Source organism: Synechocystis sp. FACHB-383 (assembly GCF_014698605.1).
Lineage (GTDB): Bacteria > Cyanobacteriota > Cyanobacteriia > Cyanobacteriales > Microcystaceae > Synechocystis > Synechocystis salina.
Window position 1 is genome coordinate 120,519 of the sequence record NZ_JACJTJ010000029.1, and the last position, 20,911, is coordinate 141,429.

21 protein-coding genes are annotated in these 20,911 nt (G+C 48.6%); 8 read left to right on the forward strand and 13 right to left on the reverse strand.

The window, feature by feature from the left end; genetic code table 11:
* Positions 1-2 precede the first annotated feature (2 nt).
* Positions 3-422, forward strand: a complete 420-nt coding sequence (locus H6G45_RS07195) for a hypothetical protein (protein ID WP_190597775.1) — start codon at positions 3-5, stop codon at positions 420-422.
* A gap of 52 nt (positions 423-474) precedes the next feature.
* The gene (locus tag H6G45_RS07200; RefSeq protein ID WP_190597776.1) at positions 475-1,632 is read left to right on the forward strand and encodes a DUF2974 domain-containing protein; all 1,158 of its coding nucleotides are present in this window, start codon (positions 475-477) and stop codon (positions 1,630-1,632) included.
* Between the two features lie 55 nt (positions 1,633-1,687).
* On the opposite strand, the gene H6G45_RS07205 is transcribed toward H6G45_RS07200, so the two are convergent.
* From H6G45_RS07205 to cobW, 4 genes are all read right to left on the reverse strand, one after another.
* Positions 1,688-2,656, reverse strand: a complete 969-nt coding sequence (locus H6G45_RS07205) for a protochlorophyllide reductase (protein WP_190597777.1) — start codon at positions 2,654-2,656, stop codon at positions 1,688-1,690.
* Between the two features lie 121 nt (positions 2,657-2,777).
* Positions 2,778-3,341, reverse strand: coding sequence for a biopolymer transporter Tol (locus tag H6G45_RS07210; protein ID WP_347338252.1), 564 nt, complete (start codon positions 3,339-3,341; stop codon positions 2,778-2,780).
* Positions 3,342-3,359: 18 nt separating this feature from the next.
* Entirely contained in the window at positions 3,360-4,379 is a 1,020-nt protein-coding gene (locus tag H6G45_RS07215; RefSeq protein ID WP_190597779.1) for a Ycf66 family protein, read from the reverse strand.
* A 62-nt stretch (positions 4,380-4,441) separates the two neighbouring features.
* Positions 4,442-5,491 (reverse strand): cobalamin biosynthesis protein CobW, encoded by a 1,050-nt coding sequence (cobW, locus tag H6G45_RS07220; RefSeq protein WP_190597780.1) that lies wholly within the window; start codon positions 5,489-5,491, stop codon positions 4,442-4,444.
* 139 nt (positions 5,492-5,630) lie between these two features.
* On the opposite strand from cobW, the gene H6G45_RS07225 reads away from it, so the two are divergent.
* The 5 genes from H6G45_RS07225 (at position 5,631) to H6G45_RS07245 (ending at position 10,083) form a co-directional block, all read left to right on the forward strand.
* A complete protein-coding gene (locus tag H6G45_RS07225) occupies positions 5,631-6,368 on the forward strand; it encodes a DevA family ABC transporter ATP-binding protein (protein ID WP_190597943.1) in 738 nt (245 codons plus the stop codon).
* 292 nt (positions 6,369-6,660) lie between these two features.
* Entirely contained in the window at positions 6,661-7,560 is a 900-nt protein-coding gene (locus H6G45_RS07230; RefSeq protein WP_190597781.1) for a response regulator, read from the forward strand.
* A 177-nt stretch (positions 7,561-7,737) separates the two neighbouring features.
* Positions 7,738-8,046 (forward strand): circadian clock KaiB family protein, encoded by a 309-nt coding sequence (locus tag H6G45_RS07235; RefSeq protein ID WP_190597944.1) that lies wholly within the window; start codon positions 7,738-7,740, stop codon positions 8,044-8,046.
* A gap of 121 nt (positions 8,047-8,167) precedes the next feature.
* Positions 8,168-9,376: a class I SAM-dependent methyltransferase gene (locus H6G45_RS07240; protein WP_190597782.1), complete on the forward strand. Its 1,209-nt coding sequence runs from the start codon at positions 8,168-8,170 to the stop codon at positions 9,374-9,376.
* Between the two features lie 95 nt (positions 9,377-9,471).
* Positions 9,472-10,083: a Uma2 family endonuclease gene (locus tag H6G45_RS07245; RefSeq protein WP_190597783.1), complete on the forward strand. Its 612-nt coding sequence runs from the start codon at positions 9,472-9,474 to the stop codon at positions 10,081-10,083.
* 17 nt (positions 10,084-10,100) lie between these two features.
* Here H6G45_RS07245 and hisB read toward each other — a convergent pair whose 3' ends face one another.
* Positions 10,101-10,733, reverse strand: a complete 633-nt coding sequence (gene hisB / locus H6G45_RS07250) for an imidazoleglycerol-phosphate dehydratase HisB (protein ID WP_190597784.1) — start codon at positions 10,731-10,733, stop codon at positions 10,101-10,103.
* Between the two features lie 314 nt (positions 10,734-11,047).
* Between hisB and H6G45_RS07255 the strand changes: the two genes are divergently transcribed.
* A complete protein-coding gene (locus H6G45_RS07255) occupies positions 11,048-12,076 on the forward strand; it encodes an ABC transporter ATP-binding protein (protein ID WP_190597785.1) in 1,029 nt (342 codons plus the stop codon).
* 247 nt (positions 12,077-12,323) lie between these two features.
* Here H6G45_RS07255 and H6G45_RS07260 read toward each other — a convergent pair whose 3' ends face one another.
* The 8 genes from H6G45_RS07260 to H6G45_RS07295 all read right to left on the reverse strand — a co-directional run bounded on the left by H6G45_RS07260 (position 12,324) and on the right by H6G45_RS07295 (position 20,814).
* A complete protein-coding gene (locus H6G45_RS07260; protein ID WP_228017012.1) occupies positions 12,324-12,941 on the reverse strand; it encodes a potassium channel family protein in 618 nt (205 codons plus the stop codon).
* 116 nt (positions 12,942-13,057) lie between these two features.
* Positions 13,058-14,728: a SulP family inorganic anion transporter gene (locus H6G45_RS07265; protein WP_190597787.1), complete on the reverse strand. Its 1,671-nt coding sequence runs from the start codon at positions 14,726-14,728 to the stop codon at positions 13,058-13,060.
* Between the two features lie 105 nt (positions 14,729-14,833).
* Positions 14,834-15,496, reverse strand: coding sequence for a class I SAM-dependent methyltransferase (locus H6G45_RS07270; RefSeq protein ID WP_190597788.1), 663 nt, complete (start codon positions 15,494-15,496; stop codon positions 14,834-14,836).
* Between the two features lie 18 nt (positions 15,497-15,514).
* Complete coding sequence (locus H6G45_RS07275) at positions 15,515-16,519, reverse strand: J domain-containing protein (RefSeq protein ID WP_190597789.1); 1,005 nt, start codon at positions 16,517-16,519, stop codon at positions 15,515-15,517.
* Positions 16,520-16,636: 117 nt separating this feature from the next.
* Entirely contained in the window at positions 16,637-17,410 is a 774-nt protein-coding gene (locus H6G45_RS07280; RefSeq protein ID WP_190597790.1) for a TIGR04283 family arsenosugar biosynthesis glycosyltransferase, read from the reverse strand.
* 8 nt (positions 17,411-17,418) lie between these two features.
* A complete protein-coding gene (locus tag H6G45_RS07285) occupies positions 17,419-18,783 on the reverse strand; it encodes an aldehyde dehydrogenase family protein (protein ID WP_190597791.1) in 1,365 nt (454 codons plus the stop codon).
* 91 nt (positions 18,784-18,874) lie between these two features.
* On the reverse strand, positions 18,875-19,906 hold the full coding sequence (gene hppD / locus H6G45_RS07290; protein WP_190597792.1) for a 4-hydroxyphenylpyruvate dioxygenase: 1,032 nt from the start codon (positions 19,904-19,906) through the stop codon (positions 18,875-18,877).
* A gap of 23 nt (positions 19,907-19,929) precedes the next feature.
* Positions 19,930-20,814, reverse strand: coding sequence for a methyltransferase domain-containing protein (locus H6G45_RS07295; protein WP_190597793.1), 885 nt, complete (start codon positions 20,812-20,814; stop codon positions 19,930-19,932).
* Between the last annotated feature and the right edge of the window lie 97 nt (positions 20,815-20,911).

Genomic DNA, 20,911 nt, shown 5'->3' on the forward strand with positions numbered 1-20,911 from the left:
CAGTGCAGTCATCCGTCGAACTTTGGCAAAAAAATCTGCACCGGGCCAAGCAGGCCAGGGATTTAGTTTTCGACTACGCTTTAGGCACTAGCCTCGTGGCCCTATTGCCGATCGCCGGTTACTATTCCCTGCGGCTGTTGCTGGTGTTATTTCTGCTGGCCAAGATGTGCCGGGACATTGGTAAAGTTTGGCAATTTCCCCGGGGACAAGACCTCTTGGCGATCGCCGGTAATATTTTTGGGGCCATGGGCGCAGTGATCACCGCCTCTGTAGTCTGGGTCACCCTACTGGCGATCGGGATCTGGGTGCCCTATTTCGACAGTTTTAAAGGCTTTGCTGGACTGTTTACCCTCACTTGGATGCTAGGGCAAAGCACCAACCAGTATTATGCCAATGGTGCGGCCAAGTCCCCATCCCGCTGATTTGTTAAATCTTGGACCAATCCAGCCTGACTGACTCAGGGAAGCGTAAACCATGGGCATCTTTAACCGCCGAAGACTATTGCTAGGGGGAGCCGCCCTGGGGGGAGCATTCACCATAGGCCAGGAGGAGCGCCATCGACAAAAACAGCAAGAGTTGGAGGAACTGGCTCGGGCCCAGGCCGCTAATACCGACCGCACCAGTATGTTAAGTGCCGCCTTTGAAGCTGATGCGGAAAAAATTTACCGGGGCGAGGAGATTATCAACAGTGTTAGGCTCACTCCTCCCATTCTGCCCTACGATCGCCAAATTTCCCGACTACTGATCCGTTGCAGTAAAATCGCCACCCAACAATACCTAACGGGGAAAACCATCCCTAGCTACGACGGCAATATCCGACAATTGCCAGCCTATAGCTCTGACCTGGACAAATACCAACAAATTGCTTCTTTTCGGGGTAAGGAAGCCAAGATTTCCGAATCCGTTGCGGTGCAAATTCCCTTAGATAACACGGGCGATCCCCTCGATCAAACCTGGGACCAAGCGGAAGATTCCCTGGGGGAAACCATTCGCCAAGTGGTGAAAGTAACCCAACAAATCCCCGTTTACCTCGGTTTTGTCCTCAGTTCTCCCCAGCACAATTTAATTGTGTTCCGGGGTACCCAAACCACCATGGAATGGGTCAACAATCTCCGGGCCCAGCAAATTCCCTTCACCGATCGCCAATCGGGACAACATTTCGGCAAAATTCACCAAGGCTTTATCGAAAACTATCTCCGCATCGTCAGTCCCATTCCGAGGGAAATTGCCCGAAAATTAGACCCGGCTGTGCCCTGTTACATCACTGGCCATAGTTTGGGGGCTTCCCTGGCAGTGCTGGCGGCCCTGGATTTAGCGGTTAACCTGCCTAACTTACGGCCCCAGATCCAACTTTATAGCTACGCCTGCCCTAGGGTTGGGGATATAGCCTTTGCCCAACTCCATTCCCGCCAAGTACCCAACAGTTACCGCATTGTTAACCTCGCCGACGTGATTCCTCTCTTGCCCCCCACAACGGGACTAGGCACCTATGTCCATGTGGGCCAGAGTTGGAGTTTCCTCAACCAAGGGCAAGACATTTTACCCAACCATGTGGTGGACACCTACCAAGGCGCAGTGGACCGGGAAGTAGAAACAGACCAGTCCAGGGACTATCCCATCGCCGCTGTTTGATCATTTTTGACTTGCCCCCCTGACCCCCCAATGCTGGGGGGAATTTACAGGTGAACTAAACCAGACCCACTAACTTTTCGCTTAAATCCCACATGCGCTGGGCCTTTTGAGCATCACTCCCCTGTTCAGAAAGTTCCTGCACAAAAGCTTCCCGGCCTGCTTGTTGACGGTTGCCCCAACTCCAATGCACCCCGGACTCTTTAAATTTGTCATCGGCCACCACCATGGCTACCCGTTCCCCTGCCAATTCTTGGCTGACATAGCCTTTGGTGACATTTTTTTGAAACCAGGGGAAAATAGTCCGGAAAAGAGAATAGTGGTTGCGGAAGAGGGGAGTATCCGCCACACAACCAGGGTAAAGGGAATTAAAAACAATGCCCGTTGCTTGGTGGAAGCGACGGTGTAATTCTCTGGTGGTGAGCATATTGCAGAGCTTACTGTCCTTATATGCCTTGCCCGACTTGAATTTTTTGTTATTAATCATGGTAATGGGTTTTTTAAAGCCCGCTTCAAACCCTTCAAAGTTGCCCAGATCCGGTGGAGCGGGGATGGGAATTTTGCCCCCAAGCTCTTTGCTGTTGGCGGTGACGGTACCCAAGATAATTAGGCGTTTATCTTCGTCGGGACAAGCTTTCAGGTCTTCGAGCAAGAGATTGCAAAGCAAGAAATGTCCCAAGTGATTGGTGGCGACAGACAATTCATAGTCATCCGCTGACCAGAGGGGATCATCTAATAAAGGGAAGTAAACTGCCGCATTACAAACTAAAGCTTTGAGAGGACGCCCCAATTCTCGAAACTGGCTCACAAATCGCCGCACACTGTCTAAATAGCCCAAATCTAGTTTAATAATGGTGTAAGAATCTTTAGGAAAACCCAACTCGTCGGCAACTTTCTGAGTTTTGTCCAAATTGCGGCAGGCCATGATTACGTGCCAGCCCCGATCAATTAACGCTTTAGCGCCATATAGACCCACCCCGGAGGAGGCTCCGGTGATGATCACCGTTGGTTTCATCGGCTGTTCCATGGATTTATAAATTTTTAATTAATTGTTAGTGGTTAAATTTCGCCACTCTTTAGAATCGCATAATGTTGAATCCCCTTTTGTGAAGGAGCTTTAAGCAAAATTCAGTTTTGCCCATGGTTAATCATGGGGGAGTGGGGGGATTTTCCACGGGGGTACCCTCGGCAATGTCCAGTTCAATTTGGGGGCCCCGGTCGAGAATTTCGATGTCCCATTGTCCCCGTTTGGCGGTTTCAAAAACGATGTAGCGGCCGTCAGGACTAATCTTTGGATTTCTGACCCATTGGCGATAGTTGAGGGTTAACAGGTCAGTTTTTTTGGTGAGGCGATCATAAAGGGCAATGTCGGGCCGCCCTTGGATGCTGGACAAATAGACCAGGTAGCGGCCAGTGCGACTCAGGCTGGGGCTTTCGGCAATGGTGTTGGCTTGGTTCAATCCCGGTAGGTTGACCAACTGGTTATTGCGGAGGTCATAGACCAAAATTTCCCTGGTGCCGTTGCGGTTAGAAACTAGGGCCAACCAACGACCATCACCGCTCAAGCTGGGCTGTTCGTCATTGAAGCGGCTATTTAGGCTCTGGTCCAATGGCGATCGCCTGACGTTATTACAACCACTGAGCGCTAGGGGGACTAGTATTATTGCCAACCATAACCATGGAGTCCGCCCTAAACTACTCCAAACTTTCACCCTGTTCACTGAGAAAAATTAATAATCAAACCGTTCTTGGTCATCAGCTCCGATGGGGGGCTCTTCCGCATCGACTGGGGGACGACTGGGACGTTGACTGCGGGGGTTACCACTGCGGGCCGCCTGTTCCTGGTCCTCTGGAGTGGTGGGGCGGGGAGTTAAATCAGCTTCATCAATAGGTTGGTAGTCCACATAGGCCGCCGGGGGTTCATCTTCGTAGGGGCGGGCATTGCGGGGGGCATTCCTCTCTGGGCGATCGCCAAAGGAATCATAATCACTGCTCGGCCCAGTAGTGGGACGGGGGCGGCGGTTGCTGGGACGACGGGGGGGATTGGAATTGGGAGTATTGCTAGCTTCTGGGCGGGGGCGACGGCTGGGGGGACGACGGCTGGGGGTGGGATCATCCCAAACGTCATTGGCACCACTATCCCAACCGGAATAATCGTCTTCATAACCGTAGTTATCACCGTAACCAGCGGGGGGGCGTTGGGGGGCACTGCGGCCAGCGGGGGGACGGGAGCGGGTTGGCTTGGCATTGGGGGGGGGAGCACTGCGACCACTAGAGGGACGGGGCCTGGCCCTAGCTTCCGCTTCTCCATAGCCATCGGGGCGGCCACTGCGGGCATCATCGTCATAACCCCTCAGGCGGCGATTGTTACGGGCCACAGGTTCATCTTCCGGTTCCAATTGGTCCAATTCGGCTTCGGTATAGACCCTAGTTTTACTCACCCGGCGATCGTCTGCGTAGGGGGCACTGCGCCTAGCCTGTTCGGTGGTGATGCCCCGTAAACGGATGGTTTCAGCGGCAAAAAACACAGTGGAGCCACTGAGTAATAATTGCCCAAACTGTAAAATCGGGTCTAGCCGCCAACCTTGGAACAGTAAAATTAATCCGCACAGTAGGCCCACAGCGGAGAAAAAGATGTCGTAATCCCGGGACACCTCCGGCCGCACCGAGCGCAGGAAATAGAGCCCCGCCCCGGCCACTGCGAGAAAAATACCAAGGATGCTAGCTGAATTGAGCCCGAAATTTACCATTACCCTGAAAGCTGATGTTTCTCTGCTCCATGGTAGCTGATTCTGTTAATGGCCGAAGGGGCCTAGATGTTGGCGATCGCCATTTTGATCTTTTCCGGTTCCAAAGCCTGGCCAATTAACACTAAGCGGGTTTGCCGGCTATCTACCTCTGTCCAGGGGCGATCGTAGAAATAATCAAACCGTGGACCCACCCCTTGCAGCACCAGACGCATAGCCTTTTGGGGCACGGCGACAAAACCCTTAATGCGATAAATCTCATGGTTTTCCACTAAATTGGCTAGACCTTTGACCAACTGCTTGGGATCAAACTCTCGGTCCAGGGCCACATAGACTGCATTAATATCCTCATCGTGGTTGTGGTCTTCCTCGTGGTCATGGTGACTGGGGCGACTATGGAGATTGTCTTCCACCGCTGCATTAAAGCCGAGGAGAACTGCTGGGCTAATTTGCCCTTGGTGACAGGGCACCACTTTCACCCCCGTGGGTAACTGGTCGCCCAACCAGCTTTCCAGCCGTTGTTGATCCGCATCCGCCAACAAATCGGTTTTGGTTAACAGCACCATATCCGCACAGGCCAACTGGTCTTCAAATAATTCTTCGATGGGGGTTTCATGGTCGAGGCTATCATCGGCCTGCCGTTGCGCTTCCAACGCATCCAAGTCTCCCACCATGGCTCCCCTAGCCAGGGCATCCCCATCCACCACGGTAATCACCCCATCTACGGTGGCGCCGGTGCGAATTTCTGGCCAACGAAAAGCTTGAATTAGGGGTTTGGGTAGGGCTAAACCAGAAGTTTCCACCACAATGCAATCAATTTCCTCCCGCCGCTCCAATAAAGCCTGCATGGTGGGCAAAAATTCCTCCTGCACAGTGCAACAGAGGCAGCCATTGGCCAATTCGACAATTTTAGGGGCTTCATTAGAGATCTGATTACCGTCTTCGTCACACATTTGGCAACTGCGGAGTATGTCCCCATCAATGCCCACTTCCCCAAACTCGTTGACCAATACGGCAATGCGTCGTCCTTGGTTATTTTGCAATAGGTTCCTAACCAGGGTGGTTTTGCCAGAGCCGAGGAAGCCAGTGACTACGGTAACGGGGATTTTGTGCATAAATTTCGTAAAAATTTGTGAAAACTTGTAACAATTAGGATATGACCGTCTGGGGGCGGGTCTTTAAGTTTAGCGGTGGTTTTCCCCCCAAGGAACGGTCATGATAGATAAAGATTTTTCCCCCACTACGATTGTGCCCATGGCAATGCTCCTTTCCTCTCCCTCCAGCGATCCAGTGAAAACGGCGCCAATGGAACCAGTGGTGGCTATGGAGAATCTCAGTCACTTCTACGGCACTGGCAACCTGCGTAAACAGATTTTATTTGATATCAATCTCCGATTGGAGGAAGGGGAAGTGGTTATTCTCAAAGGGCCTTCCGGTTCGGGAAAAACCACATTGTTGACCCTCATGGGGGGATTGCGGTCAGCCCAAAGCGGTAGTTTGCGGGTGTTTGGCCAAGAATTAAATGGTGCCAAAAAACACGAGTTAGTCCAGATCCGCCGTCACATTGGTTATATTTTCCAGGCCCATAATTTGCTGGAATCCCTCACGGCCAGGCAAAATGTGCAGATGGCCATCGAACTACACTCCCAATACAATGACCATCAGGCTAAGGAATTGTCCATTGCTATGCTGGAGGCGGTGGGTCTAGGGGACCACATCAACTATAGTCCCCATAGTCTTTCTGGTGGACAAAAACAACGGGTGGCGATCGCCAGGGCTTTGGTTTCCCATCCCAAAATGATTTTGGCCGATGAACCAACGGCGGCCTTGGACAGTAAATCGGGCCATGACGTGGTGGAGTTAATGCGAAAACTAGCCCGGGAGCAGGGGTCTACTATTTTGATTGTTACCCACGACAACCGCATTTTGGACGTGGCGGATCGGATTATTCAACTCGAAGATGGGCAACTTTGTGCTGATACGGGGGAGTGAAGATTAATTAACCAACCCTAAAAACTCAGCTAGAAGATCAATATAATGAACACAGCTAAATACTCAAATCAAATCATAGAGATACAGTAAAGAGTTTGCTGTGCCACTCAGACACCCCAACCGCTGTATTTAGGATTGGTAAATGCCTATTTACCAGGTTTTAATTTTGCTTTAATTTTCCTCAAAACTTTAGGCACAGGGACGTTACCAGGCAAAACCTGGGGAGGCAAAACAAGATAATTAAACTGAACTCACCAATGAACCCCTCGCCTTGGAACTTAGCAGTGATTGCATGACCCAGGATCCCTACCAAATTCTACTGATTGAAGACGATTCGGCCACGGCGACAATGGTTGAGAATTATCTGGGTTCGTCGACTATGTCCCCTTTGGCGGCCCGTCTGCCAGTGCAAATCACAGCGGTGTCGAATTTGGCTGAGGCGGTGGAAGTTTGCCAAGACCGGGAATTTGCCATTGTTTTATTAGATCTATTTTTATCGGAAATTCAAGGAATTGATACTCTAATTAAAGCCCGTACAATTTTTCCCGACCAATCCATCATTGCCTATAGCCAAAGTGAAGATGAGCATTTAGTTATTCAAGCTTTTCAGCACGGGGCCGATGGCTATTTACGACTAAAAAACCTAGACAGCTATTTGCTTTATTATGAATTGCTATCGGTTTTAGAAAGAAATATTTATCGCCGCAAGAGTGAAAATCAACGGAACTTAGCCAGCCAACAGAAGGAATACCACGACCTGGAAACCCTAATTAGCTCCACCACCAGCGTCACCGCCCGGATGTTTGGCTCCGATACCATCAAAGACTCCTTTCCAGAATTGTTTGAAGAGTTGAAACAATCCTATGGAGAGTTGTTAGAGTTAGCGTTGGATCAACGGGCCTTTAGGATAGACCATAATCTGTCTGGTCGCTTGAGAAATTTAGCCGATCGCCTAGGTTTTATGAAAGCCAGCCCCAGGGACATTATCGAAATCCATACCACGACCCTCAAGGAAAAAAATCATAATATTAATGTGGTTAAATCCCAAGCCTATGCCGTCGAAGGCAGATTGATATTATTAGAATTAATGGGATATTTAGCGGGTTTTTATCGCAAATACTATGTCAGCTTAAATAATTTGAATATTTCCTCCCGCATTTCACCACGATTTCCCCCCAAAGACAGCTCTTGAGATGTTAATGTCTTATTGAGTAATCTGTTCTTTGATTGACTGAATCACATCTTACTTTAACTAGGTTACCAATCTATTAGTTTATCATTCTTTTTTCTTTAGATTCCCTTTGATTGAGGCTATTTATCCTGGGTTTATTGAGTTAGACTTGAGCATTGGCCTTATTTACTATCAACGATAGATATGAATAGGATTGTCTTAAGACTTTATATTACGGGTAATTCGGTGCGTTCTCAGCAGGCGATCGCCAATATTTACCGCATTTGTCAAGAAGATTTAGGTGATCAGTACAACGTTGAAATCATCGATGTATTGGAGCAACCCCAACGGGCGGAAGAGGAAAAAATCATGGTCACCCCCACCCTGATCAAACAATTGCCCCCTCCTCTGCAACGGATTATCGGTGATATGTCCAATACGGAAAAAGTTTTGCTGGGGCTAGACATTGTGCCCGAAGGTTTGCAGGTTCATTTCCCGGAGGATTGATAGCTATCCCCTAGGCGGTGGGCCGATATTAGGTGATGATTAAAAACTAGGGCGAGAATTTTGCCTCCTACATTTCTCTGGCGATCGCCAAAGCTCAAGTTTTTTCCTGATCTACCCCTCCATGTTGCCCAATTCCCCCCAACGCCAAGCTGTCCAGGCTCTCTACAATACCTATCCTTTTCCCCCGGAACCCCTGTTACAGGAGCCACCCCCGGGTTATAACTGGCGCTGGCAATGGACTGCGGTGCACAATTTCTGTTTGGGGCGACGGCCATCTAACCAAAAAATTCGTATTCTCGATGCCGGCTGTGGTACTGGGGTGGGAACGGAATATTTAGTTCACCTTAACCCCGAAGCGACAATCCACGCCATTGACATTAGCGAAGGGGCCTTGCAGGTTGCCCAGGAAAGGTTACAAAAATCCGGCGTGTGGTGCGACCGAGCGAGTTTTCAGCAGTTACCCCTCGAAAATGCCGCCAGCATACCAGGACAATTTGACTACATTAACTCCGTGGGGGTGTTGCACCATCTCCCCGACCCCATTGCAGGTATCCAAGCTCTGGCGGAAAAATTAGCCCCCGGCGGTTTATTCCACATTTTTGTTTACGCTGAAATCGGCCGTTGGGAAATCCAGCTCATGCAAAGGGCGATCGCCATTTTACAGGGGGAAAAACGGGGTGATTACCAGGATGGAGTAGCGGTAGGTCGACAAATTTTTGCTAGTTTGCCGGAATATAACCGTTTAGTGAAAAGGGAAAAAGAGCGTTGGTCCCTGGAAAATCACCGGGACGAATCCTTTGCAGATATGTATGTCCATCCCCAGGAAACGGACTACAACATTGATACTCTGTTTGAGTTAATCGACTCGGCCGGACTAGAATTTTTAGGCTTTTCCAACCCCGACTATTGGCAACTCGATCGCCTGTTGGGTAAAGCGCCGGACTTAATGGAACGGGCCAAAAATTTGGGCGAAAAGGAACGGTATCGTCTGATCGAATTGTTAGACCCAGAAATTACCCACTACGAATTTTTCTTGGCTAAACCCCCCGTACAAATTAGTGATTGGGCTGACGATGGGGAACTTTTACAAGCCAAACCAGGGCTTCATCCCTGTGTTACCGGTTGGCCCAGCCGCAGTTTATTTGACTATAACTATCAACCGTTGGAATTAACAGAGGCTGAATTTAAGTTTCTTCAAGAGGTGGAAAAATATACTGACAGTCAAGCCAATGTGGCAACAATCCTGGCTAACCTAGGCGATCAATCCATCGACTTAGCATTGGTGCGGAGCCTACAAACTCGGCAACTACTGACCCTTAGCAAATCCTAGGATCTGTTTTAACAATTACTGATGCTCTGAAATTTGCAGACGGGGGCTAAGGACTAAAATTAAAAAGTCCCCCTGGTTGCACAGAGGAAATTGCCATGGTTCAGTCAGTTGATCATCCCAAGTCACTGTCTTTGAACATTCCTGAAGAACTGGCCTTGCAGGTTACGCCAGCACAATTTGCTGTTTTAGCGGCGGAAAATCGTGATTTAAGACTTGAACGCACAGCAACAGGGGTATTAATTGTGAATCCTCCCACTGGTGGCGAAACAGGTAATCGTAACGCCAAAATCATTACTCAACTTGGGGTATGGGGTGAAGCTAACGATACTTTAGGCATAGCGTTTGACTCCTCCACAGGATTTGAATTGCCCAATGGCGCTAACCGATCGCCGGATGCGTCTTGGCTAGCGAGGGAACGCTGGCAAACACTTACTCCCAAACAAAGACAGGGATTTATCCCCCTATGTCCTGATTTTGTGGTGGAATTACGGTCTCCAACCGATTCGCTGAAAAAAATACAGGAAAAAATGCAGGAGTATATGGAAAACGGAACCAAGTTAGGTTGGTTGATTGACCCCAAAAATCGGCGGGTGGAAATTTATCGTTCTTGTGAAGCGGTGGAAGTTCTGGAAAATCCCAGCACCCTATCAGGGGAAACTGTTTTGCCAGGATTCATCCTATCTCTGCAAAGAATTTTCCCTAGTTAATGGGATTAAAATCAGCCTTACAAAACCCCTTTGGAACTGGGAATAGTATCGGCCCGGCGGGGGTCAACTTCGATCGCCATGCGCATGGCCCGGGCAAACGCCTTGAAAGTGGCCTCGATAATGTGGTGGGAATTAATGCCATCAAGCTGACGGATGTGGAGGGTAATTTGACTGTGGTTAACCACCGCAACAAAAAATTCCCGCACCAGTTGAGTGTCGTAGGTGCCCACCCGTTCCGTCGGAATTTGTAGGCCATAGCTGAGGTGGGGCCGCCCAGAAAAATCCAACGTTACCTGTACTAAGGCTTCATCCAAGGGAGCAATGAAATGGCCAAACCGATTAATACCACGGCGATCGCCAAGGGCTTCAGCTAAAGCCTGGCCAAGGGTAATACCCACATCTTCGTTGGTGTGGTGGTCATCAATTTCAATGTCCCCAGTCGCGTTCACTTCCAGGTCAATCAAACCGTGGGAAGCAATCTGGTGCAACATATGATCTAAGAACGGAACTCCCGTAGCCACATGGCATAAACCACTGCCCATCAAATTCAAACTCACTCGCACATCCGTTTCTTTAGTGACTCGATGTACCGCCGCCGCACGGGAGGAAAAGTTGGGAACCAGCAGGGAAGGGGTGGATGACTCCGGCATGGGAAAAATATGGGTGAAGTTGAGTGGCAATGGCTTTTTTCAGAACAGCCTTAATCCATTTTAAAGGTAAAGAGAAGATTGCCAGAAGTTAGAGAGTGTTTTAAAAGCTCTCTCGCTGCGACAGTTTGAAGGGAAGCTAGAGAAAAGTCCCCCAGAATTTTGGTTGCTTTAGTGGGTTAATCAAGACCTTGCCAACCAGCCATTGGGAACGCAGATAAATCTAGAGTAGTTTCGGGTTGACCCACCTCACTTGGGGCCCGGCCAAGAAAAGGGGATAATATGCCCAGCTTGTTTACTCACTAATTTCCCCCGCCATGATTGAGGTTGAACATCTCAGCAAAGTTTATGGTTCCACCACTGCCATCCAAGATGTGGACTTTTCGGTACAAAAAGGCGAAATTCTCGGTTTTTTGGGCCCCAACGGCGCAGGGAAAACCACCACCATGCGGATTTTGGCTGGCTACATTCCGGCCACTACCGGGACAGTGCGGGTGGCGGGGTTTGATGTCCATGAACAATCCCTGGCGGTGCGGAAACGCATTGGTTATCTACCGGAAAATCCCCCCCTCTATGGGGATATGACTGTGGAAAGCTTTTTGGATTTTGTGGCTAGCATTAAGGGAGTTAAACCAGGCGATCGCCACCAGCGGGTGACCTGGGCCATGGAACGGTGCCAGTTAACAGAAAAACGAAAAGTCCTGATTCGCAAGCTGTCCAAGGGCTTTAAGCAACGGGTGGGCATTGCCCAGGCCATTGTCCATGATCCGGCGGTGATCATTTTGGATGAACCCACAGTGGGGCTGGACCCAAAGCAAATTATCGAAGTGCGTAACTTAATTAAAAGTTTGGCAGAGGACCACACCATTATCCTTTCCACCCACATTTTGCCGGAGGTGAGCATGACCTGCGACCGGGTAACCATCATCAACCAAGGGCGGGTGGTGGCCACCAATACCCCGGACAATTTACTAGCAGATTTAAAAGGTAATCTCAGTTATCAGTTGGAGGTAGCTGGGGCAGAGGGAACGGCGATCGCCCGTTGTTTACAGTCATTGCCCGGTGTGGAAGAGGTGGAGATTAAAAGCCATCCCCAACAGCAGGAACGTCAGCAAATTTTGGTGCGGAGTAATCAACTGGAGGAACTGGGGCAACAATTAGCCCAGGCGATCGTTACCCAGGGTTGGGACTTGTACGAAATGCAACGGCTACGCCCCACCTTAGAAGATGTGTTTTTAAATCTGATTACCAGTGAAGTGGTGGACGAAGAAACTGTGATGGAATCTCCCGAGGAAACACCAGAAGCTCAGGTTGATGATGATGAAAATCCGGAAAATGCTCAATAATCGCTATCGGCAACGCAAATTCCCTTGCATTTAATGCCATTACTGGCCGTGCGGCGACAATGGGGACAAAGGATTGGTTCTGACTCCGACGGGCTGGGTGATGAGCCTTGGCGATCGCCAGTTTGGGATGTGGTTCTATCTGAATGATCAGTGGCGGAGACAACCATGAAATGAGCTAAGTGATACTGTTTGGGCTAGGTTTCGCTTCTACCATTGTGCCAAGGGATGAATTTTCTCGCATGGGTGCCTAGTCGGATTCTTTTTTCTCCTGGGTTTGGTTGTGACGATTAAGATCGTTAGTGTAGAGACTAACCAGGCGGGCAACGAAAATCACTGAATACATTTGACCAATAACCGCCTCCATATTGGACAATCCCATGGCAATGGAATCTGTGGGGAGAATATCGCCGTAACCCAGGGTGGTCAAAGTCGTAAAGCTAAAATAGAGCAAGACGAAATTGTTAATTCCATCACTTTGTAATTCATTAAAATTGGTAGGGGAGATAATATAGGAGATCCGGTAAAGTAAAAACCAAAAGACTCCAATCAGTAAGTAAACACTGATAGCTCCCAGTAAAATATTTTGGTCGACTTTTTGGGCCTTGTTCAATTGTTGGCTAATGGTAATCACCGCCGCTCCGAAGAACACCGCATAGACTATATCTGCCCAAGTAAATAGTCTTTGGGAAATGGTTGGGTTACTAATCAATAAAGTTAATAAATCACAGCCCAAGGCGATCGCCACAAGTCCCCGTAGAAAAGTTTTCCAGAGAGAGCTGATGGCCATATTTTTTACCATTACCAGAATGGTCACCGTAAACAAGACGGAAGTAATAACTCCTCCTATTTGCGTTTTCACAAACATGGCAAAAAGCAGTAATGAAACAATTGACCAAAAAAGATTACGGTAATGCCAGTTATCAAGATTTTTGGGTCGATATTTGCCAAACATAAATCCCCAGCCCAAAAGCCATTAAACGCCTAATCAACATTGATACAGGCGGCGGCCATTTGTAAAGCGAGCAAACGACTTTCCAAACGATGATGGGGAGATAGTTGGGCCAACACCGGCAACCTTTGCAAGCGAGCCTGGACTTGACCCTTAGCCCCCACCAAAAAAACTTCCCGTTGCTTAGCTAATGCATCTTTGAGCATAGTTTCGATCGCCAGTAGGGCAGTGATGCCAAGGCGGGGTACTGTGGCCAAATCGAGGATCAGCACATCGTAATTTTCCACAATGGTTAGCCTGCGGGCAATGGACTTGGCTGCCCCAAAGCTCATGGGACCACTGAGGTGAAACATAAAAATGCGGCCATTGGCTTCTCGCAAAATTTGTTGTTCCTCTTCTTCTAACCAGTCTTCCCCGTCTCCCCGGGTAACACTTTTAATCGACTGGAGTTGGATATCGGTCAAATTTTTCACTGTGAACAGATTGGCCACAAACACCCCCACCGCCACCGCCGTAATCAAATCCACAAACACGGTCAATCCCAACACCAGATACATTAACCCCGCCCCCTTCGTGGAAAGTTGGTGGGCCCGTTTGAGGAAACTCCAATCAACAATATCGATGCCCACTTTGATCAGGATGCCCGCTAAGACGGCATGGGGAATAGGTTCCGTCAACTGCCCCGCTTTAAGGACGATAATTAACAAAATCAGCGCATGGATCATGCCCGCAATGGGGGTTTTACCACCGGAATTAATATTAATTACCGTCCGCATGGTGGCCCCAGCCCCAGGCAAACCGCCGCATAGACCGGAAACAAGATTGCCAATGCCCTGGCCGACCAATTCCCGGTCGGAGTCATGGTGACTACGGCTGATGTTATCCGCCACAAGGGAAGTTAATAGAGAGTCTAGGGAACCCAACACCGCCAACATGATGCTATAGAGCAACATTTGTTTTAAGCTCCCCCAACTGAGATAGGGCAGATGAAGGCTGGGCAAACCGGAGGGAATTTCCCCAATACGAGGCAGGGATACATTTCCGAAAAAAATGAGCGAAATTATTGTCCCCACCACCAGAGCGATTAAGGGAGCGGGCAAAATCCGGTTAACACGGGGCGGAGAAAAAAAGACGATCGCCAGGGCAATTAAGCCCAAACTAAAGGCGGCAAAATTAACATCATTGATATAGGTAGGAAGAGCTTCCAGGGAGCGCACTACCCCAGGGGCCGTTTGGTGTCCCAATAAGGGGGCAATTTGCAAAATGATGATAATTACCCCGATGCCGGACATAAAACCGGAAATGACAGTGTAGGGCATAAAGGTAATATATTTCCCCAAACCAAATAGCCCCAAAAGCACCTGGAAAATGCCGCCGAACATCACCACTGTCAGGGCCATGGCCCAACCATTTTCTGGATTGCTGGCAGTTAAATTGGCAAAGGTGGAGGCCATTACCACTGTCATGGGTCCCGTGGGGCCACTAATCTGAGCTGGAGTTCCCCCACAAAGGGCGGCAAAAAATCCCGTACAAATGGCGCCATATAGTCCCGCAATGGGGCCAGCCCCCGAAGCAACCCCAAAGGCTAAAGCTAGGGGAAGGGCAACGATCGCCGCTGTGATACCGCCGAAAATGTCCCCCCGGAGATTATCAAAACGGAGCCCATGGACAAAACGGGCAGGGGAAGGGAGGGTAGTAGCCATGGAAAAGGAAGGGGAATTGCATCAAGATTGCTAATCGTCAGCATAGACCAGGGTTATAAATCTGGAACCCGCAACCATCAGCATTTCCGGACAGGAAGAGGCCTACTATTTTTTAACAGCCAACGTCATACCGTCCCCCAGGGGAATCACACCGATTTGTACTCGTGCATCTCGGGCCAGGTCACGATTAAATTCTTGCAAAACCCGGGTTTGAGGTTCTTGGGGATCAACCTCGGCTACTTTTCCGTGCCAGAGTACATTATCAATAACTACCAATCCCCCTGGCCGCAGTAGTTTCAAGCCAGCTTCGTAATAGTGGGGATAGTTACGTTTATCGGCATCAATAAAAATCAGGTCAAATTGAGGCAACGGCTTGATCCCAGCCAACTGTTCCAACGTTGCCAAGGCGGACCCCAATCTTAAATCAATTTTTTCTGCCATCCCCGCCCTCTGCCAATACTCCTTGGCGATCGCCGTGGCGTTGGGGTCTTGGTCACAGGCAATAATTTGACCATCGGGGGGAAGTTGTAAGGCCATAGCCAAGGTACTGTAACCCCGAAAAACACCAATTTCCAGTACCTGTTTTGCTCCGGTTAAACTGATCAACAAACCAAGGAATTGGGCTTGCTCTGGGCTAATTTGCATGGGGGCACCGGGTAAATGGGCTGTTTCCCGCCGCAATTGGGCTAGATACACCGATTCCTCTGCACTAATGCTTTGCAGATAGACGTAAAGACTAGGATCAAAACCAGTGATACCTTGGCCCATGGCATTGTTAGCCGAATTTTACCCAAATAGGTTGGCGTATTTTTCCACCGCTTGGCGGGGATTTTCGGTCCGTTGCGCCCGGATTTTTTCGTAGCATTCCCGTTCAATGGCGCTGGGATTTTTCGGAGCAGTAATGACTAGACGCACCAACTGATCGCCCCGGCCCTGTTTGGGGTTGGGCCAACCTTTGCCCTTTAACCGTAGGGATTGGCCAGATTTAACCCCGGCCGGTACTTTCATCCGCACCATGCCATCGGGGGTGGGCACATCAATGTCGGCTCCCAACACCGCTTCATCAGGGGCGATCGCCAATTCACAGACCAAGTTATCCCCTTCAAATTGGAAAAAGGGATGGGAGGTCAGTTGCAAATTAAGGTATAGATCCCCCCGTTGGCCATAGGGATTGGCCATGCCCTTACCTTTGACCCGCACTCGACTACCATTTTTGGCTCCAGCAGGAATGCGCACTGTGACCATTTCTTCCCCCAAGTTGAGGCGCTTTTCCACCCCCCGAAAAGCTTCCGCTAGGTTTAACTGTAGGGTTGCTTCCCGATCGCCTGCGGGGGCCTGGGCATTGCCAAAACCACCAAAATCATTAAAACCAGGGCCGCCGGTGGAATAACCATAGGAAGTTCTGGGACCGCTACCGGGGGTATTGAAACGCCCTAATAGCTCATTGATAAATTCGTCAAAATTACCGTACTGGCTAAAGTCAAAGCCACCAAAATCAACTCCCACGCCGGCATTCCCTGGGCCATAACCCCCACCGGGTTGCCCCGCGGCTCCGGCCTGTTGCCAATAGCGACCAAATTGATCATATTTTTTGCGTTTTTCCGGGTCGGAAACCACCTCATAGGCTTCGCTAATTTCCTTAAACTTTTCCTCCGCTGCCTTATCCCCAGGATTCTTGTCAGGATGATATTTCAGCGCCAATTTACGGAACTGTTTTTTAATGTCAGCTTCTGAAGCGGTTTTGCCCACCCCTAAAATCTGGTAATAGTCCTTGAAATCCGTTGATGCCATACAAGTGTCCCTCCTGTGACCTGAAACTGCCGCCCTGGAGCAAAGCCTGGAAAAATTTTCCCGGACTTGCCATGGAGTTGACCAAACCGCCCCAGCTTTACCCCTAACTAACTTACTCTAACAAGAAGTCCCGTCGGAGTTTGGCCGGTTCCCTCGATTCGGTTTTGCCCCCCGGTACCAATGGGCCAAAGTGTGAGGGGAAACACCCAGATGGTAGCCCGCCACCACCGCCTGGTTAATGGCCGTAGTCCGCACCAGTCCTAGCTTTTGCCACCGTCTTCCAGACGTAATCACTTTGCCCTCGGCGATCGCCACCTTGCCCTGCTGTTTTCCCAGTTTTTGCATAAATTGGTAATCTTCCATAATCGGTAAATCGGCAAAGCCCCCCAGCCGGTGGAAATCCCGTTGCCGAATAAACAAACCTTGGTCGCCATAGGGCCGTTGGGCGTAAATGGAGCGCCAAAGAATTAATTTTTCTAGCCAGCGATAGGGTCTACCGGGCAGATCAATGGCCAACCTAAAAGCCCCGGCTATGTAATCGGAATTGCTTAATATTTGAGCTATTTGGGCAAAAAAATCCCTAGGTAAAATACTGTCCAAATGTAAAAATAACAGCCATTCCCCCCGGGCCAAACTGGCACCGTAATTCATTTGGTTTGCTCGCCCTGGTTGAGGGCTAGAAAAAACCTGTAAAGGCAAACGATCAGCATAATTTTTGCATAACTCCACCGTGCGATCGCCACTCCCCCCATCAATAATTAAGATTTCTATCCGTTGATCCTGGATAAATTGTCCCAAATATTCCTTGCTATTATCGCCTGAGGATTTTTGTAAAATTTTTGCTTCATTAAAGACAGGAATGATAATACTCAGTTGGGGAAGAACAGCCATGGCTTAACCTAGGAGAAAAATCTTTTAATCAAGTTCATCTTTTTACCATAGGGAGGATAACGGAGATTAGTTTCCCCCCAAAAGGGACGACGTAAAATACTTTTATGGTTGCTAAAAGTATCAAAACTGGCTTTGCCATGGTAGCGCCCCATGCCACTTTCCCCCACTCCGCCAAAGGGTAATTCTGCCACAGTCAAATGTAGGAGAATATCGTTCAAACAAACACTACCAGAACTAGTAGATTGCAGTATTTGTTCGTGTTTTTGTCGATTATTACTGAAAAAATATAACGCCAGCGGTTTAGGTTTAGCGTTAATAAAATCTATTGCTTCCTCTAAGTTTTCATAGGTCAAAATTGGCAGGATGGGTCCAAATATTTCTTCTTGCATTAAGGGGGAATTTAGATCCGGATCAACAATTAAAGTCGGTGCCATATAGCGATCGCCTTCGTTATAATCTCCCCCCGTAATCACTTTGCCATGGCTTAATAAACCCACTAACCGTGACCATTGTCGTCGGTTAACAATGCGAGTGTAGTTAGGACTATGGGCCGGATTTTCCCCGAACAGTGTCTTAATGGCTTGTTGTAAAGCTGGCAAAAGTTGATCTAGACAGGATTGCTCCACCAACAAATAATCCGGTGCCACACAGGTTTGCCCCCCATTGACCAGCTTGCCCCATATAATCCGTTTTGCCGTTTCCTGTAGGTTAATTTCCCTATCTACCACACAGGGAGATTTACCACCCAATTCCAACGTAACTGGGGTTAATTGGCCCGCTGCCGCCGCCATAATTAATCGACCCACCCTCGGGCTACCGGTGAAAAAAATATGGTCAAATTTTTCCTGTAACAATTGTTGGCTAACGGTTTCATCCCCTTCCACCACCGTGGCCCAAGCTGGGGGAAATACGGACTTAACTAATTTAGCAATTACTGCACTAGTGGCCAGCGTATATTCTGAAGGTTTAACCACCACACAATTACCAGCGGCGATCGCCCCAATTAAGGGCATTAAACAAAGATAAAAAGGATAATTCCAGGGGCTAATAATTAGAACTACACCAAGGGGCTCTGGTCTTAGCTGGGCTGTGGCAGGAAATACCAGTAAATTAACGCCCACTCGTTGAGGCTTAGACCATTGCTGGAGATGTTTTTGATAATAATTGATTTCCCTAATTACTCCCAAAATTTCGTTCACATAACTTTCAAAGGGAGGCTTACCAAAATCCTGCTTAAGGGCAGCAGTAATTTCCACTTCCTGGGCTTGGATTTGTGCTTTTAGTTTGCTTAGTAAGCTTAATCTTTCTCCCACTGATTGAGTTTTACCAAGGCGAAAGAACCGTCTTTGCTCCGCAACAATGGTTTTAAGCATATCTAGGGTAATTAATTTTATGATAAAAGTAAAATAATGATTAGAATAATCAAAAACTAAGCATTAGTAAATCTTTTCAGACTATCTATTGTCAAACTTCCAAGCTTTTTTCCAAGGCTTCCACTGCTTCGTAGAGAGCTTGAAAGTTGCCTTCTCCAAACCCTCTAGCTCGATGACGGCGCTCAATAATTTCCCAAAATAAACTACCATCTCCGTAACAAGGCAGGCTAAAAATTTGTAGTAGTAACTGCTGACCTGTATTCTCCTGATCATCGAGGAGAATCTGCAGACGTCGTAGGCTATCCCAATCCAAATTTAAACAATTATTGTGGAAGTGATTGCACTGCTGTTGTTGTTTGTAATAGCTAGGAGGTATAGAAAGAAATTCTACTCCCAGACCGCGCAGATGGGTGACAGTTTCAATAATATTGTCGGTGGCAAAGGCCACGTGTTGAATGCCTGCTCCACCATTATTAGCTAAAAAAGTTTCTATTTGAGAGGTATTTGTAGTCGGACAGTTGAGATTAAACTGAACTTTTCCATTAGCATTGATTAATGCTTCACTGTATAACCCAGAATCGCAAGTATTAATGCTAAAGCATTGTTGTACTGACCAACTAAACACCTGTTGATACCATTGGGAGGCCTGGGTGAATTGATCAGCTCCAATGTTTAGTACCACATGATCAATGGTGGTTAACTTAGATCCATGGAACTTTTGACTTTTCAAGGAAGGACGAGCGGGATAAACGCTATGGGCCACGTCTCCCCAGGCCACAAAAGTCAATCCCTCTACCCCAGTCAGGAGATGCCTAATAGGGCTAGTTTTAATTTTTTTTTGCTCTAGGTGAGCGGTAAAGGTAGACCAATTTTCTGTTGCTATTTGCCATGCCACCTCACCAATGCCAGGGGGATGTTTTTGTAGGTAATCACCATATCTACTGAAATCAGATCTAGGGGCAGGGGCAGAAATTAGTAGCAGAATTTGCCCTTGTTGATAAATGCCAGTAATCCCCTCCTGATTGTTGATTTTATCTAAGCAAATGAAACCCCATTGGTGCTGATAGCAATGATGGGCTGACTGATAATCGTCAACGTATAAATGAAGATAGTCGAATTCCATAATTACCTAGGACATTGTGGACTTCAAACTAAAGGCTTTATCCCCGTTAATAAGCCAAAACGCACCAATCTCCGTTCATAGCCCCATTTCATTAACCGCAAACACAGGGCGGCATTGATAATTTTTGGCCCCGTTTGTCCTAGGGCCCATAACACTTTGGGATCAAGGGCAGATTCCATTACCCGGTCCCAAAAGGGGGCCACAGCCACAGACCAATCGGCGGTTTTAATTTCCCCAAAGCCGCATTCTCCGGCGATCGCCTCGTAATCTGGCAGGGAAACCACATAGGGTAAACAGTACACGTCATAAATAGCTTGGAGATGGCGACGTTCATCGGCGGTTAGGGGGCCATTGCCAGGATTAATGGGACGGTGACACCAGGTAGCTAAAATCAGGCGGCCACCAGGTTTAAGTACCCGCCAGGCCTCTTGCAAAAACTGAGCTTTGTTGGGCATGTGCTCCCCACTTTCCAACGACCAGACCCAGTCAAAGGAGCCGGAAGCAAAGGGTAAAGCTAAGGCATTGGCCACTTGGAACTGACAGGTTGAGCTCAATCCTATGGCCTTGGCCCTTTCCCCTGCCCGCTCCACTTGTACCGGGGAGAGACTCACCCCCATCACCTCTGCTTGGTATTGCTGGGCTAAATACAAACTACTGCCGCCAATGCCACAGCCCAAATCGAGAATTTTTCCTGGCTTGGCACTATTTTGGGGCACCGCCCAGGCCAGTAGTTCTTTAATTAGATCAATTTGGGCCTGACGGCGATCGATCCGATAGGTACCGTGGGGACCGTAGTAGCCGTGGTGCATGTGCTCACCCCAGACATCTTCCCAGAGACCGCTGGAGTCGTCGTAGAAGTCCTTAATTTTTTCGTAGAGGTCTGCACTGGCAGTGGTGGCGCTGGCCATGGTATGGAAAGGAAAATAACAGTAGGATTCAAGGCTGACCTTCGAAGGGCAAGCTTAGGCCTAACATGGTAAACCATTTATCTTGTCGAGCTTCACC